15 protein-coding genes are annotated in these 14,016 nt (G+C 72.7%); 6 read left to right on the top strand and 9 right to left on the bottom strand.

Annotation, left to right across the window (positions count from 1 at the left end; all coding sequences use genetic code 11):
• Positions 1-9 precede the first annotated feature (9 nt).
• Positions 10-699: a 50S ribosomal protein L1 gene (gene rplA, locus WFI00_RS06170; protein WP_076689701.1), complete on the top strand. Its 690-nt coding sequence runs from the start codon at positions 10-12 to the stop codon at positions 697-699.
• Positions 700-758: 59 nt separating this feature from the next.
• On the opposite strand, the gene WFI00_RS06175 is transcribed toward rplA, so the two are convergent.
• Positions 759-1,034: an acylphosphatase gene (locus tag WFI00_RS06175; protein ID WP_336631456.1), complete on the bottom strand. Its 276-nt coding sequence runs from the start codon at positions 1,032-1,034 to the stop codon at positions 759-761.
• Between the two features lie 40 nt (positions 1,035-1,074).
• Positions 1,075-1,770, bottom strand: a complete 696-nt coding sequence (locus WFI00_RS06180; protein WP_442928302.1) for a LysE/ArgO family amino acid transporter — start codon at positions 1,768-1,770, stop codon at positions 1,075-1,077.
• A gap of 72 nt (positions 1,771-1,842) precedes the next feature.
• On the opposite strand from WFI00_RS06180, the gene WFI00_RS06185 reads away from it, so the two are divergent.
• Positions 1,843-2,751, top strand: a complete 909-nt coding sequence (locus tag WFI00_RS06185; protein WP_336631457.1) for a LysR family transcriptional regulator ArgP — start codon at positions 1,843-1,845, stop codon at positions 2,749-2,751.
• 26 nt (positions 2,752-2,777) lie between these two features.
• On the opposite strand, the gene WFI00_RS06190 is transcribed toward WFI00_RS06185, so the two are convergent.
• The 7 genes from WFI00_RS06190 to WFI00_RS06220 form a co-directional block, all read right to left on the bottom strand.
• Positions 2,778-3,827 (bottom strand): NADP-dependent oxidoreductase, encoded by a 1,050-nt coding sequence (locus tag WFI00_RS06190; RefSeq protein WP_336631458.1) that lies wholly within the window; start codon positions 3,825-3,827, stop codon positions 2,778-2,780.
• Between the two features lie 174 nt (positions 3,828-4,001).
• On the bottom strand, positions 4,002-4,463 hold the full coding sequence (locus WFI00_RS06195) for a MarR family winged helix-turn-helix transcriptional regulator (protein ID WP_336631459.1): 462 nt from the start codon (positions 4,461-4,463) through the stop codon (positions 4,002-4,004).
• A gap of 9 nt (positions 4,464-4,472) precedes the next feature.
• Complete coding sequence (locus WFI00_RS06200; protein WP_336631460.1) at positions 4,473-6,149, bottom strand: MDR family MFS transporter; 1,677 nt, start codon at positions 6,147-6,149, stop codon at positions 4,473-4,475.
• A gap of 176 nt (positions 6,150-6,325) precedes the next feature.
• Positions 6,326-7,003: a YqaJ viral recombinase family protein gene (locus WFI00_RS06205; protein WP_336631461.1), complete on the bottom strand. Its 678-nt coding sequence runs from the start codon at positions 7,001-7,003 to the stop codon at positions 6,326-6,328.
• A 61-nt stretch (positions 7,004-7,064) separates the two neighbouring features.
• A complete protein-coding gene (locus WFI00_RS06210; protein WP_336631462.1) occupies positions 7,065-8,087 on the bottom strand; it encodes an ABC transporter ATP-binding protein in 1,023 nt (340 codons plus the stop codon).
• On the bottom strand, positions 8,084-9,553 hold the full coding sequence (locus WFI00_RS06215) for an ABC transporter permease (RefSeq protein ID WP_336631463.1): 1,470 nt from the start codon (positions 9,551-9,553) through the stop codon (positions 8,084-8,086). The genes WFI00_RS06210 and WFI00_RS06215 overlap by 4 nt, the downstream gene beginning before the upstream one ends.
• A 128-nt stretch (positions 9,554-9,681) precedes the next feature.
• Positions 9,682-10,725 carry an iron ABC transporter substrate-binding protein gene (locus tag WFI00_RS06220; RefSeq protein WP_336631464.1) on the bottom strand — a complete coding sequence of 348 codons (1,044 nt, stop codon included), beginning with the start codon at positions 10,723-10,725 and terminating at the stop codon, positions 9,682-9,684.
• A gap of 106 nt (positions 10,726-10,831) precedes the next feature.
• Here WFI00_RS06220 and WFI00_RS06225 point away from each other — a divergent pair, with 106 nt between their 5' ends.
• From WFI00_RS06225 to rplL, 4 genes are all read left to right on the top strand, one after another.
• The gene (locus tag WFI00_RS06225; RefSeq protein WP_336631465.1) at positions 10,832-11,473 is read left to right on the top strand and encodes a response regulator transcription factor; all 642 of its coding nucleotides are present in this window, start codon (positions 10,832-10,834) and stop codon (positions 11,471-11,473) included.
• Positions 11,470-12,807: a sensor histidine kinase gene (locus WFI00_RS06230; RefSeq protein ID WP_336631466.1), complete on the top strand. Its 1,338-nt coding sequence runs from the start codon at positions 11,470-11,472 to the stop codon at positions 12,805-12,807. Before WFI00_RS06225 ends, WFI00_RS06230 begins: the two co-directional genes overlap by 4 nt.
• 227 nt (positions 12,808-13,034) lie before the next feature.
• Positions 13,035-13,550, top strand: a complete 516-nt coding sequence (rplJ, locus tag WFI00_RS06235) for a 50S ribosomal protein L10 (RefSeq protein WP_336631467.1) — start codon at positions 13,035-13,037, stop codon at positions 13,548-13,550.
• 42 nt (positions 13,551-13,592) lie between these two features.
• Positions 13,593-13,982: a 50S ribosomal protein L7/L12 gene (rplL, locus tag WFI00_RS06240; RefSeq protein ID WP_195692147.1), complete on the top strand. Its 390-nt coding sequence runs from the start codon at positions 13,593-13,595 to the stop codon at positions 13,980-13,982.
• The last annotated feature ends 34 nt before the right edge of the window (positions 13,983-14,016 follow it).

The following is a 14,016-nucleotide window of genomic DNA, read 5'->3' on the forward strand; positions in this document are numbered from 1 at the left end:
GAACGCACAATGGCTAAGTCCAAGGTTTACGAAGCTGCCGCGGCGAAGATCGACCGCGACAAGTTCTACACGTCCACCGAGGCCGTGAACCTCGCCAAGGAGACCGGCTCGAAGAAGTTCGACTCCACCGTCGAGGTCGCCCTCAAGCTCGCGGTCGACCCGCGCAAGGCGGACCAGATGGTCCGCGGCACGGTCATCCTGCCGCACGGCACGGGCAAGACCGCCCGCGTCATCGTGTTCGCGACGGGCCCGGCCGCCGAGGCCGCCATCGCCGCGGGCGCCGACGAGGTCGGCGGCGCCGAGCTCATCGAGAAGGTCGCCGGCGGCTGGACCGCGTTCGACGCGGCCGTCTCGACGCCCGAGCTCATGGGCCAGGTCGGTCGCCTCGGCAAGGTCCTCGGTCCCCGTGGCCTCATGCCGAACCCGAAGACCGGCACCGTGACCCCCAACCCGGCCAAGGCCGTCGAGGAGATCAAGGGCGGCAAGATCGAGTTCCGCGTCGACAAGCACGCCAACGTGCACTTCGTCGTCGGCAAGGCCTCGTTCACGGCCGAGCAGCTGGACGAGAACTTCAAGGCCGCTCTCGAGGAGATCGTCCGTCTGAAGCCGTCGAGCTCCAAGGGCCGCTACATCCAGAAGGGCGCCGTGTCGACCACGTTCGGCCCCGGCATCCCGCTGGACGTCAACTCCATCGCCTGACGCATCCCGTCGAGCGAGCGCAGGGCCTCCACCTCCGGGTGGGGGCCCTGCGTCGTTCCTCAGCCGTCGCGGCGCACGTCGAACCCGGTGCCGCCCACGGGATCGATGTCGCGGTGGTCGAGCGAGGCGACGCGTCCGCCCCGAGGGCCCTCCGCCATCCATGCGAGGACCGTCCCGACCGCGGCGTCGGTGCCCTCCACCTCGGCCTCGACGCGCCCGTCACGCAGGTTGCGCACCCAGCCGGTCGCCCGCGCCCGCTGGGCCACGTGCTGCATCGTGTAGCGGTAGCCCACGCCCTGCACCTCGCCGCCGACGACCACGTGCACACGTCTCATGGCTCCATCCTTCCGTGCGCGGTGGGGGAGGGGAAGGCCGTCAGTGCGGCCAGACCAGGCGCGCCGCGATCACGAGCATGACGATCGCGATGATGCCGTCGAGCACGCGCCAGGCGCGCGGAGTCGCCAGTCGGCGGCCGAGGTGCCGCGCGCCGAGGGCGAGGGAGAAGAACCAGAGCACCGACGCCGTCATCGCGCCGGCGGCGAACCACCACCGGTCGGGGCCGTGCGTGCTCGCGACCGCGCCGAGGAGGAACACCGTGTCGAGATAGACGTGCGGGTTGAGCCAGGTCAGAGCGAGACAGGTGAGGATGACGGGGGCGCGGCGGATCGCGGTGTGCGCGGCCGTCACGGCCTCACCGCCGGTGCCGGGCGCTGCCGGAGCCGCATCGAGGCCGGATGCCCCCGCATCGAGGCCGGACGCCCCCGAGCCCGCATCGAGGCCGGACGCCGCCGGACGCAGGGCGCGCCGCGCCGCCAGGGCGGCATAGCCCACGAGGAAGGCGGCTCCCGCCCACCGGACGCCCTCCACGAGCCACGGGACGGCGTGCAGCACGACGCCCAGGCCCGAGACGCCGAGGGCGATCAGGGCGGCATCGGAGAGCGCGCACACGGCGGCGACGGCGACGGCGTGCTCGCGACGCATGCCCTGGCGCAGCACGAAGAGGTTCTGCGCCCCGATGGCGACGATCAGCGACAGGCCGAGGCCGAGACCGGCGAGGGCTGAGGAGATCACGCTCCGACGCTAGGGGCGGGGGCTGATACAGTCCAGCTCAGAATTCTTTCTCCGATGAAGAGGAGCTTCATCATGCGGGTCTCTCCGCGCGGGGCCGCGACGCTCGCCGCCGTGCTCGACGCCGGCAGCATGGAGGGTGCCGCCGCCCGCCTGCACATCACGCCGTCGGCGGTGAGCCAGCGCATCCGCGCCCTCGAGGACGAGGTCGGCCGGGTGCTCCTCGTCCGGGCCAAGCCCGTGCGGGCGACCGCGGCCGCGCACTCGATCGTGCGCTTCGCGCGGCAGGTGGCTCTGCTCGAGGACGAGGCCGCGTCCGAGCTGGGAGAGGCGGGCGGCCCCGTCGCGCTTCCTCTGGCGGTCAACGCCGACTCCCTCGCCACCTGGTTCCTCGCGCCCCTGGCGCGGGTGGCCGCCCGGCATTCCGTCGTGTTCGACCTCCACCGCGACGACCAGGACTTCACCGCAGGCATGCTCGAAGACGGGACCGTGATGGGGGCGGTCACCTCGCGCCAGACCCCGGTCAGCGGCTGCCGCTCGCGTCCGCTCGGCGTGCTGCGCTACGAGGCGGTCGCCGCGCCCTCCTACGTCGCCCGCTGGCTGCCGCGGGTGCGCGACGCAGACGACCTCGCGGCGGAAGCCGCACGCACGACGTGGGAGGGCGCACCGCTCATCGACTTCGATCGTCGCGACGACCTCCAGAGTCGCTGGCTCCTCGAGCGCGGCATCGATCCGACGCGTGCGCCGAGGCATCGCGTGCCCGCCTCGCAGGACTTCGCGACCGCTGTCGCCCTCGGGCTCGGCTGGGCGCTGCTGCCCCGCCTGCAGTCCGCGGAGCACCTGGCATCGGGCCGGCTCGTCGCGCTGGGCGGGCCGGTCATCGACGTGCCGCTGTCGTGGCAGCAGTGGAACCTCCGCTCCGCCCTGCTCGACGCCGTCGCGGAGGAGATCGTCGCCGAGGGGCGACGCGTGCTCGCCGGCTGAGCCGCGCCGTTCGTCGAGCCTCGCCGTCAGGCCTCGCCGACGGAGAGGACGAGCTTCCCCCGCGTGTGCCCCCGCTCCAGGTCGCGATGGGCGGCCGCGGCCTCGTCGAGCGGGTAGACCCGATCGACGTACACCTGGATCGCGCCCGATTCGAGGAGACGCCCGAGGGTGGCGAGGACCCCGCCGTCGGGGATCACCGTGTAGCCGGTGGCACGGACCCCCGCCTCGTCCGCCGACTCGGCGAAGCCCGGCCACGACCCGGTGGGAACCATGACGTAGAGCCCGCCGGGCCGCAGCACCGTGAGCGACCGCGTCCCCGTCTCGTCGTGCGCGTTGCCGACCAGGTCGATCACGACGTCGACCTCGCCCACGACGTCCTCGAAGCGCGTGGTGGCGTGGTCGATGACGACGGCGGCGCCCAGCTCGCGCAGCCAGGCGAGGTTGCGCTCCGAGCCGGTCGCCGTCACGTGGGCGCCGAAGTAGGCGGCGAGCTGCACCGCGAAGTGCCCGACTCCGCCGGGCCCGGCGTGGATGAGGATCCGCTGACCTTCGTGTGCGTGGGCCGTCTCGACGACGAGGCCCCACGCGGTCAGGGCGGCCAACGGCACGCCCGCCGCCTCCGCGTGCGACAGCGCGGCGGGCTTGCGGGCGAGCGACAGGGTCGGTGCGACGACATACTCGGCGTAGGCGCCGCCCGTGCGTGGGTACGCCGCCATCCCGAACACCTCGGTGCCGACGGGGAAGGGGTGCGAGGCGAAGGGCGCGCGCACGACGACCCCGCTGAAGTCGAACCCCGGCGTGCTCGGGTACGCCGTGATGGCACTGCTGACGCCGCGCCCGGCGCGCGTCTTGGCGTCGATCGGGTTGACGCCGGCGGCGACGACGCGCACGAGCACCTCGCTCATCACCGGGCGGGGCGTGGCGACGGTGGCGTCGTGCAGGCTCTCCGGGCCGCCCGGAGCGTCGAAGACGACGGCGCGCATGGTCTCGGGGGCCGGCGAGACGTCGGCGTGCGGGGCATCCCCCGCGGCCGCGCCGCGCAGGGGGCGGAATCGGGGGAAACTACGAGCGGCCATCCGTCGCCTTTCCGCGTGCGTGTCGACATTGCCACCAGGATGCCTGGATGACCCCAGTCAACCCGGCGATTGTCTCGCCCGTGTTACGCGGGTGCTACCGCACCGATAACCTCCCCGGAAACCTCCCCGGGAAGCTTCACCGGCGGACGGGGGCGGGTGCGCGGGGAGTCCGGGTCAGGAGCTCGGGGTGACTCCGGCGGTGAGGGCGTGCAGCAGCCGCGTCAGGTGTCCGATGTCGTCGACCGGCCACGCGGCGAGGGCGGCGACGAGAGTGCTCTCCTGCGGCGCGCGGGCGGCGGCGAGGCGCTCGACCCCGAGCGGGGTGGGCGAGAGGATGCTCGCGCGTCCGTCGTCGGGGTCGGGGTCGCGCCGGATGAAGCCGCGCTGCTCCAGCTCTCGGACGGCGCGGCTGAGCTGCCCCTTGTCGACCATGAGCGCCTCGGCGAGGGCGGACTGCGAGATGCGCCCGCGACGCACGATCGTCGTGAAGACCTTGTATGCGCCGGGGAGCATGCCCGGCGCGACCCGCTCGGCGTTCTCGGCGAGGACCCGCCTCATCTGGTTGACGAGCTCGCCGAGCTCGGCCTCCAGGGCCCGCACCGCCTCGGTGCGGGCCTGGAGTTCGTCGATGGTCACGGCTCGAGCCTAGCGAGCGACCGACGCATCGTCGGAGTCGACGGTGCGCACCGAACCGGTGACGACGGCCATGCCGGCGGGCACCGACACCGTGGCGAGGTCGGCCTCGCTGGCCTGCATCCGCTCGACGGTGGTCATGGTCGTCAGCGGCTTGTTCGGCAGGAACGCGATCGCGATCAAGGAGATCACCGCGACGGGCACCGCGATCAGGAACGAGTGCGAGATGCCGTTGGCGTAGATGTCCTCGAAGACGACGCGCAGAGCCTCGGGCATGGCGGAGACCTTGGGCAGAGAGCCGGACTGCAGCTGCTCCCCCCAGAACTGCGCCTTGTCGCCGAGAGTCATGAGCGCGGCCGTGATGTCGTCCTTGCGCTCGGCCACCAGGTCGGTGACCCGCGAGGCCAGGGCCGCGCCCATCACCGAGACGCCGACGGTGCCGCCCAGGCTCCGGAAGAAGGTGACGCCGGAGCTGGCGACGCCGATCTCCTCGGGGCGGGTCGTGTTCTGCACGACCAGCACGAGGTTCTGCATGGTCATGCCGACCCCGGCGCCCAGAAGGAACATGTACACGGAGACCAACGTGAAGTCGGTGTCGTAGTGGATCGTCGACAGCAGGTAGGCGCCCGCGATGAGCAGGATCGCCCCGGCGATCAGGTACGGCTTCCAGCGCCCGAACTTCGTGACCAGGGCGCCGACCCCGATCGAGGCGACCAGCAGACCGCCGATCATCGGGATCGTCATGAAGCCGGCCTCGGTGGGGGTCGCGCCGCGGGCGAGCTGCATGTACTGGCTCAGGAACACGGACGCGCCGAACATCGCGATGCCGGTCGCGATGGACGCGACCACCGACAGCGTGAAGGTGCGGTTGCGGAAGAGCGTGAGCGGGATCAGCGGCTCGGACGAGCGCAGCTCGACGATCACGAAGAGGACGGCGGCGAGGAGGGCGCCGCCCACCATCAGGAACGTCGGCATGCTCCACCAGTCGAAGTCCGAGCCGGCCGAGGTGACCCAGATGAGCAGCAGCGAGACCGAGGTCGACAGCAGCACGATGCCGAGGTAGTCGATCGACGTCTTCTTCTTCGGGCGAGCGGGCGCGTGGAGCGTGAACTGCACGAGGATGAGGGCGACGACCGCGACCGGGAGGGCCACGAAGAAGTTCCAGCGCCATCCCCACGCGTCGGTGATGACGCCGCCCAGGAGGGGGCCGCCGATCGTGGCGAGGGCCATGACCGCGCCGAACAGGCCCATGTAGCGGCCCCGCTCGCGCGGGCTGATGATGTCGGCCATCAGCACCTGGCTGAGCGCGGCGAGACCGCCCGCGCCGATGCCCTGGACGGCGCGGAACGCGATGAGCATCTCGGGTGACTGGGAGAACCCGGCGGCGGCGGTCGCGAGCACGAAGATCGCGATCGCGAGCTGGTAGAGCACCTTGCGGTTCGTGAGGTCGGCGAGCTTGCCCCAGATCGGCGTGGAGATCGCCGTGGTGAGGAGCGTGGCGGTGACGACCCACGTGAAGGCGGCCTGGTTCCCGTCGAGGTCGTGGATGATCACGGGGAGGGAGGTGGAGACGACCGTGGAGGCGAGCATCGACACGAACATGCCGAGGAGGAGGCCGGAGAGGGCCTCGAGCACCTGGCGGTGATTCATGCGGGGCTTCGCGACGGCGTCGGAGGACGGGTGCGACATGGATGTTCCTTCGGGTGACGTCGCCGCGCGATCGTCCGGCGGCGGGTCGAGTCGTTGACTGAGATCAATGGTTGATAGGCGTCAACGATACGCCTATCGTTGAGTCGCGTCAACTATCGACGTCGACGATCCCCCGAGTCGGGGCGCCCCGGGCTGCGACCGCTCGCGTGGCTCGCTCAGTCGGCGAGGGCGAGCGCGCGGAACTCCTCGCGCGGGCGCACGGCGGCATCCGTCAGGGCGCGCCGCTGCATCGTCCGGCGGTAGAGCTCGTCGATGAGCTCCGTGGCCAATCGCACGAGCTGACCGATCTCGCGCTCGTCGCGGTCGACCCACGCGCACCGGGGTTCGTCGCCGACGGGCACGAAGCCGTCGTGCTCCTCCCAGACGACGAGGGTGCGCTCGGCGCCCAGCACGTGCTGCTGCCACCACACCTGGCGGAGGTACGTGCGGGGGATGGACCGCCACGTCTTGTTCGTCGTCTTGATCTCGGCGAGGGTCACGTGGCCCTCCGCGTCGACCGCGATGCCGTCCGGCGTCGCGAGGTGGCGCTTCTCGACGACCGCGTGGAACAGGGCCGACGACGGCTGGATGCCATGTGTCGCCGCGACCCAGGCCGCGATCTCCGGCTCGCGGCGGCGGCCGTGGTCCGTGTACGCGTTGCCCGAGAAGCCGCGGCCGGCGCCCAGCTTCGCGTCGGCGGCGCGCGCGATCGCGGTGTGGCTGGTGAGCTGGGCGACATCCGTCGCGGTGATCCCGCGCGAGCGGGCCCGCATCCACCCGACGCGATCGCGGGAGTCGGCGACGACGCGTGCCGCGAGGTCCGGGGCGATGCGCGCGAAAGCCTCCGGAGTCATGACATCGAGGCTAACCCGCCCCGCCGACCCGCCGCGCCGCGACACCCCGGTGCCGCCCGGCTCAGCCGTCGGCGGCCACGGGGGCGACGGGAGAGGTCACCGAGACCCGCACGGGACCGCCCGCGGGGAGGTCCCGGCCCGCGGCGAGACGCGCGGACAGCCGGGTGCCGTCGCCCAGGACCACATCCACGAGGGCGTCGTGGCCGAAGTAGCGCGTCCGCTCCACGACGCCGGGGACCCCGCCGCCCGCCGCGGTCACGCGCACCTGCTCGGGGCGGACGACCACGGCGATCCGGCCCCCGGCGGTGCGTGCCAGGGGCAGGTCGCCGAGCGCGCACGACGCGACGTCGCCGCGCGCGGTGGCGGGGAGCACCAGCGCCTCGCCGACGAAGCGCGCGGTCCAGGCATCGGCGGGGGACGCGTACACGGCGCGGGCGGAGTCGTCCTGGACGATGCGTCCGTCGCGCAGGACGATCACCCGATCCCCGAGCGAGAGGGCCTCCTCCTGGTCGTGCGTGATGAGCAGCGCTCCCACTCCGCGCGCCCGGAGGATCTCGGCGACGTCGTCGCGGAGCCGGCGGCGCAGGGCCGCGTCGAGCGCGCTGAACGGCTCGTCGAGAAGGACGAGGTCGGGTGCGGTCGCGAGGGCGCGCGCGACCGCGACGCGCTGCCGCTGGCCCCCGGAGAGCTCGTGCGGTCGCCGCCGATGCAGTCCGCGCAGGCCCACGAGCTCGACCAGCTCGTGCACGCGGGGATCGCGCCGCGCGGCGGAGGCGCGCAGCCCGCGGATGCCGTAGCCGACGTTGCCCGCGACATCCAGATGCGGGAAGAGGGCACCCTCCTGCGGGACGAATCCGACGCGCCGTCGCTCCGGTGGGGCGTCGGTGACGTCCCGCCCGTGGATCTCGACGCTGCCGGCGCGGGGACGATGGAGCCCGGCGACCACGCGCAGCAGGGTCGACTTGCCGCTGCCGGACGGCCCGAGGACGCTCACCCGCTCGCCCGAGCCCACCCGCAGATCGATGTCGTGGAGCACATCGATCGGACCGTGCGCGGCGTGGATGCCGCGCAGGCGCGCACTCATCGGCGTCCCCGCCCATCCGCATCCGCGTCGGACCGCGGGATCGATCGGGAGAGGGAGCGCGCCAGGAGGAGGGCGGGGACGATGCCCGCGACGATGAGGAGCACTCCGACGGGGGCAGCGGCCCCGTAGGCGCCGAGCGACGTCTTCGCCCACAGCGTCGTCGCCAGCGTCTCCAGCCCCAGGGGGCGCAGCATGAGCGTCGCGGGCAGCTCCTTCGCCACGGCGGTGGCCACGAGGACCCACCCCGCCAGGATCCCGGGGAGCATGGCGGGGAGCGTGACCCGGCACCACGTGCGCAATGGGCCGTCGCCCAGTGTCCGGGCGGTCTCCTCGAGCGCGGGGGGCACGGCCGCCGCGGCGGCGCGGGACGCCCCGATCGACTTCGGCAGGAACAGCACCGCGTACGCGGCGAGCAGGACGGGGAGGCTCTGATAGGCGGCGGGGAAGAACTGGAGCGACAGGGCGACCAGGGCGAGGGCGACGACCACTCCGGGCAGGGCGTGGCCCAGATACGAGACGGACTCCACGGCGGCGACCAGACGTCCGCGGTGCCGCGCGGCGAGGAGACTCACGGGGAGCGCGGCGAGCACCGTGAGGGTCGCCGCGCCCGCGGAGACCAGGAGGGTGGTCGCCAGGGCCGCGCCCAGGTCGGCCGGCGCCGACCCGTAGCGGTCGCTGCGCAGCATCCGCAGCACGAGCGCGAGAACGGGCAGGCCGACGCTCACGAGCGTCACCGTCGCCAGCAGCACCGTCACCGCGGCGGTCGCCCGCGCGGACAGGGTGCGCGGGGGCGCCGGGGAGCCCGGCCACGCGGGACGGGCGCGGGGGCGGACGATCCGTTCCCCCGCGACGCACAGGACGGCGAGAGCGGCGAGCACGAGCGCGGTGGACGCGGCGAGCGTCCGGACGAAGCCGCTGCTGAACTGCGCGTAGACGCCCGTGGTGAGCGTCTCCACCCGCAGGACGGCCGGGGCGCCGTAGTCGGAGAGCGCGTACAGGGCCACCAGCAGCGTTCCTCCGGCGGCGGCGGGGAGGATCTGCGGCAGCGTGCCGCGCACGAAGGCGCGGAGGCGCCCGTTGCCGAGAGTGCGGGCCACGTCGGCGAGGGAGTGATCGGCCGCGGCGAGGGCGGCCATCGTGGGGAGGGTGACGTAGGGCACCGTGCAGAGGGTGAGCACGGCGACGAGGGGCCAGAAGCCGTGGACGGTCGGCCAGGTCGCCATCCAGGCGAAGGCGGCGACGTAGCTCGGCATCGCCAACGGCAGACACAGCGCCGTCCACCACAGCGGCCGCAGGGGCAGCCGCACCCGCACGGCGGCGATCGCGAGCGCCACGCCCAGGCACAGGGCCGCGACGCTCGTCGCGAGCGCGAGGAGGACGGTGTCGCGCAGGAGCTCGCCGGTGCGGGGACGCAGCACCGCCCCGGCGAACGCGTCCGCTCCCGGAGCGGTCGCGCGGACGACCAACTGGACGAGGGGCGCCGCGGCGGCGACCGCGACGAGCGCCGCAGGCCAGACGAGGGCCGCGGGCAGGGACTCCCGTCCCCGCCCGCGGCCTCGCCGTCGACGCGACGCGTCGAGCGCGATGGTGGTGCTCAGAGCAGACCCACCGAGCTCAGCAGCGCGACCGTGTCCTGGAGCGACGCCAGCTGCGACAGGTCGAGGTCCGGACCGCCCAGCTCCTCCAGCGCGGGGAGGTTCGCCGGCCCGTCGATCCCGGCGATAAGCGGGTACTCGTACGTCTCCTCGACGAAGTACGTCTGGGCCTTCGGCGACACCAGGAAGGAGACGAACTCGCGCGCCTCGGGGGAGTCCGCGGACCCCGCGAGGACGCCCGCGCCGGTGACGTTCACCAGCGCCGACACCGAACCCGGGTCGCCGAATCGCAGCTGGGCGCGCAGCGTCGTGGGGTCCTGCTCGGACCGTGCCCAGTAGTAGTGGTTGATCAGGCCGAGCTCGACGGCGCCCGCGTTGACGGCCTCGAGCAGCTCTCCGTTGCGCGCGTAGATCTGTGCGCCGTTCGCCTTCATGCCCTCCAGCCATGCCCGCGCGGCATCCTCGCCCTCGGCGACCCGCAGCGCGGTGACGAAAGCCTGGAAGGAGGCGTTGGTCGGGACGATGCCGACCTTGCCCGCCCACTCCGGCTGGGTGAGCGTGCGCACGTCGCCGGGCACCGCCGCCGCCTCGTGCTTCTGGCTGTCGTACGCGATGACGCGCGCGCGGCCCGTGACGCCCACCCACGAACCGTCCGCCGAGGTGTAGTCCTCGGCCACGGCGGAGGTGATCTCGCCGGGCAGCGGCGCGAACAGTCCAGCCGCCGAGACGGCGCCCAGCGCGCCGGCGTCCTGGGAGAGGAAGACCTGCGCGGGGGTGCGCTCGCCCTCCTCGAGCAGCTGGGCGGCCAGCTCGGTGGTGCCCGCGTAGCGAACGCGCACCGCGATGCCGCTGTCCTTCTCGAACGTCTCGATTAGCGGATCGATGAGCTCGGCGTCGCGGCCCGAGTATACGACGAGCGTGCGTTCCGCGTCGGCGTCCGGGGTCGCCGACGCCGGTTCGGTGCGGGAGGAGGAGCAGGCGGAGAGGGCGACGGCCGCGGCGCCGAGGAGGGCGAGAGCGGGCAGGAGAGGACGACGGCGCATGGAGGATCCCTGGGGTCGGTGGAGTGCTGTGGGGCGTGCACGGCGTCGGGCACGAACTGAGGCTAGCCTTACCGAACCTCGCTCCGACTCCCTAAGATGGGGGATCGTGACGCCCGCGACCTCGACGACCACCCGCCGGTGTCGCGTGCTCGTCGTCGATGACCACCGGGTGTTCTCCGACCTGTTCTCGCTCGCGCTCGACGCGACCGCCGATCTCGCCTGCGCCGGACGGGCGACCTCGATCTCCGACGGTGTGAGCCGGGCCGCCGCGGAGGACCCGGACGTCGTCGTGCTCGACGTGCACCTGCCCGACGGCGACGGGGTGGCGGCGATCCGTGCGTTCCGCGAGGTCTCGGAGCGGGCTCGCATCGTCGTGCTCACGGCGCACCCGCGACCGGACCTCGCGCGGGAGGCGCTCGCCGCCGGTGCGGTCGCCTTCCTCGCCAAGGACGGGCGGCTCGACGATCTGCTGCGCGCCGTGCGGACCGCCGACCGGCGGCATCCGGTCGTCGCGGAGGGGATGCGCGACGACGGCACGATCGCCCTCACCGCACGCGAACGCGAAGTCCTCCGGCTGCTGGCGGGAGGGGCGGGCGTGTCCGGCATCGCGGCCACCCTGTCGCTGTCCGTGCACACCGTGCGCGACCACGTGAAATCGATCCGCGCCAAGCTGGGCGTGCCGTCGCAGCTGGATGCCATCACGCGAGCCCTCGCGATCGGTCTGCTCGAGCCGCGCTCGCTGTCGTGACGTCCACGGGGACAGGGCTCCCGCGCGGGCGCGACACGCTGCGCGAGACGCGGGCGATCCTGCGCGTCCACCTCGGTGCGACCATCGCGCTCGTCCTGGGGGTGATGGGTGCGATGCTCGTCGCCGAGTGGATCCTCGCGCGCGCCCAGGCCCAGCAGACCGCCGAGACCGTCGCCGCACGGGTCGCCGCGTCGATGGGCGATACGCTCTCCGCCCTGGATCTCGGCGATGCCGCGGCGGCGGCGCGGGCCGTGGACGACGTGATCGCCGGCTATCTCGACGTCGGTGCGGTGGACCGGGTCAAGCTCTGGCGGGTCGAGGGTGACAGGGTGCGCGTCGTGCACTCCGACGAGCATCGGGTCGTCGGCGACGTCCGCGGATTCGACCCCGCCCTGGCGGCGCGTCTCGACGCGGGCGAGATCGTCGTCCAGGAGGTGCCCGACGACGCCGAGCACCGGTTCGAGGCCGTCGATCGCGAGCGCCTGCGGGAGGCGTTCATCGGGTTCGCAGATGTGCGGGGCGTGCCGATGCGGATGGAGGTGTACGTCGTCGTCCCGGGCGCCGAGCTGGTCGGCTCGGCCGCGCTCATGCACGTTCCCGTCGTGGTCGGCAGCGTCGCCGCCTTGATCGCGGTCCTCGTCCCGCTGTCGCTCTCGCTGGTGCGGCGCGTGCGCCGGCTCGATGACGAGCGCCGTCTCGCGATGGCGTACGCCGTCGATTCACGCCACGAGGAGCGGATGGTCCTGGCCCGTCGACTGCACGACGGGATCGTGCAGGACATCGCCGGTGTGCGGATGGGGATCGCGACGATCCTCGGATCCGTCGGCGAGGAGTCCGCGCGCGTCCTCCTTCGGCGGATGAGCGACGTCCTGGACGAGGACGCGCAGGCGCTGCGGCAGATCCTCGACGACACCGTCGACGAGGTCGTCACGGCACGCACGCTCCCGACCGCGATCGCCCGCGCGGCAGAACGCGCGCGGACCGCCGACATCGTCGTCGAGGTCCGGGTCGGCGACCCGGGGGAGATGCCCGATCCGCTCGCCCGCCTCGTCCTCGCCACCGCGGGCGAGCTTCTGCGCAACGCCGTCCGGCACGCGGGTGCCGCTCGCGTGCGCGTCGAGCTGACGCGCGACGCCGACGCGGTGGAACTGAGCGTGAGCGACGACGGCGTGGGCATCGCCCACGCGGAGGCGGCCGGGCCTGGCCACGTCGGGCTGCGACTGGTGCGTCAGGCGCTGACCGCCGCGGGCGGCGAGCTCCGTCTGCACACCGACGGCGGAACGCGCGCGGTGGCACGCGTTCCGGTGGCGGATTTGCCGGTGGCTCGACCGTGACGTAGGCTGGGGGAAGCCGAAGACCGCTGGTCGTCGTCGTGCGCGTGAGCGCATTCCGACCGAAGCTCTGCGAACGCAGGGGCCCGCGCAGGTGTACGACACGAACCCCCGGGTTTCGAGCTCCGTGCGCTTGCGCCGGAGCTTCTTTGTTTTCCGGGTGGGTGGACCGATTTTCTCCGGCCGGCGCCCCGCCACTGCGGAGCGTCTCGTACACACAAGGAGTGGCCATGGCGCAGAAGGAAGCATCGGTCGCCGAGCTCACGAAGAACTTCGAGAGCTCGACCGCCGTTCTGCTGACCGAGTACCGCGGGCTGACGGTTGCCGAGCTCAAGGAGCTCCGCAACAGCATCCGTCAGGACGCGGAGTACGCCGTGGTGAAGAACACGCTGACCAAGATCGCGGCGAGCAACGCCGGGGTCGAGGGGCTGGACGACGAGCTCAAGGGCCCGTCTGCCATCGCTTTCGTGCACGGTGACCCGGTCGCCGTCGCGAAGGGCCTGCGTGCCTTCGCCAAGGCACACCCTCTGCTGGTGATCAAGGGCGGGTACTTCGACGGTGCCGCCCTGACCGCCGACGAGGTGAACAAGCTCGCCGATCTCGAGAGCCGTGAAGTCCTGCTGGCGAAGCTCGCCGGTGCGATGAAGGCCTCGCTGACCAAGGCGGCATTCGTCTTCACCGCGCTCCCGTCGAAGGCCGTCCGCACGGTCGACGCGCTGCGCGAGAAGCAGGAGTCCGCGGCCTGACATCGGGCCCCGGCGTAGCAAACCCCAATCAAGGAGATAATCATGGCAAAGCTCAGCACTGAGGAGCTGCTCGACGCGTTCAAGGAGCTCACGCTCATCGAGCTGTCCGAGTTCGTGAAGGCGTTCGAGGAGACCTTCGACGTCACCGCCGCCGCGCCCGTCGCGGTCGCCGCTGCCGGCGCTCCCGCCGGTGGTGCCCCCGCCGAGGAGGCCGAGGAGAAGGACGCGTTCGACGTCATCCTCGAGGCCGCCGGCGACAAGAAGATCCAGGTCATCAAGGTCGTCCGCGAGCTCACCTCGCTCGGCCTCGGCGAGGCCAAGGCCGTCGTCGACGGTGCTCCCAAGGCCGTGCTCGAGGGCGCGAACAAGGAGACCGCCGAGAAGGCGAAGGCCGCTCTCGAGGAGGCCGGAGCTTCGGTCACCCTGAAGTAATCGCCTCTCTTCGGAGAACCGCGCGAAGGCCCCT

This window comes from Microbacterium sp. MMO-56 (genome assembly GCF_037146215.1).
Classification (GTDB): Bacteria; Actinomycetota; Actinomycetes; order Actinomycetales; family Microbacteriaceae; genus Microbacterium.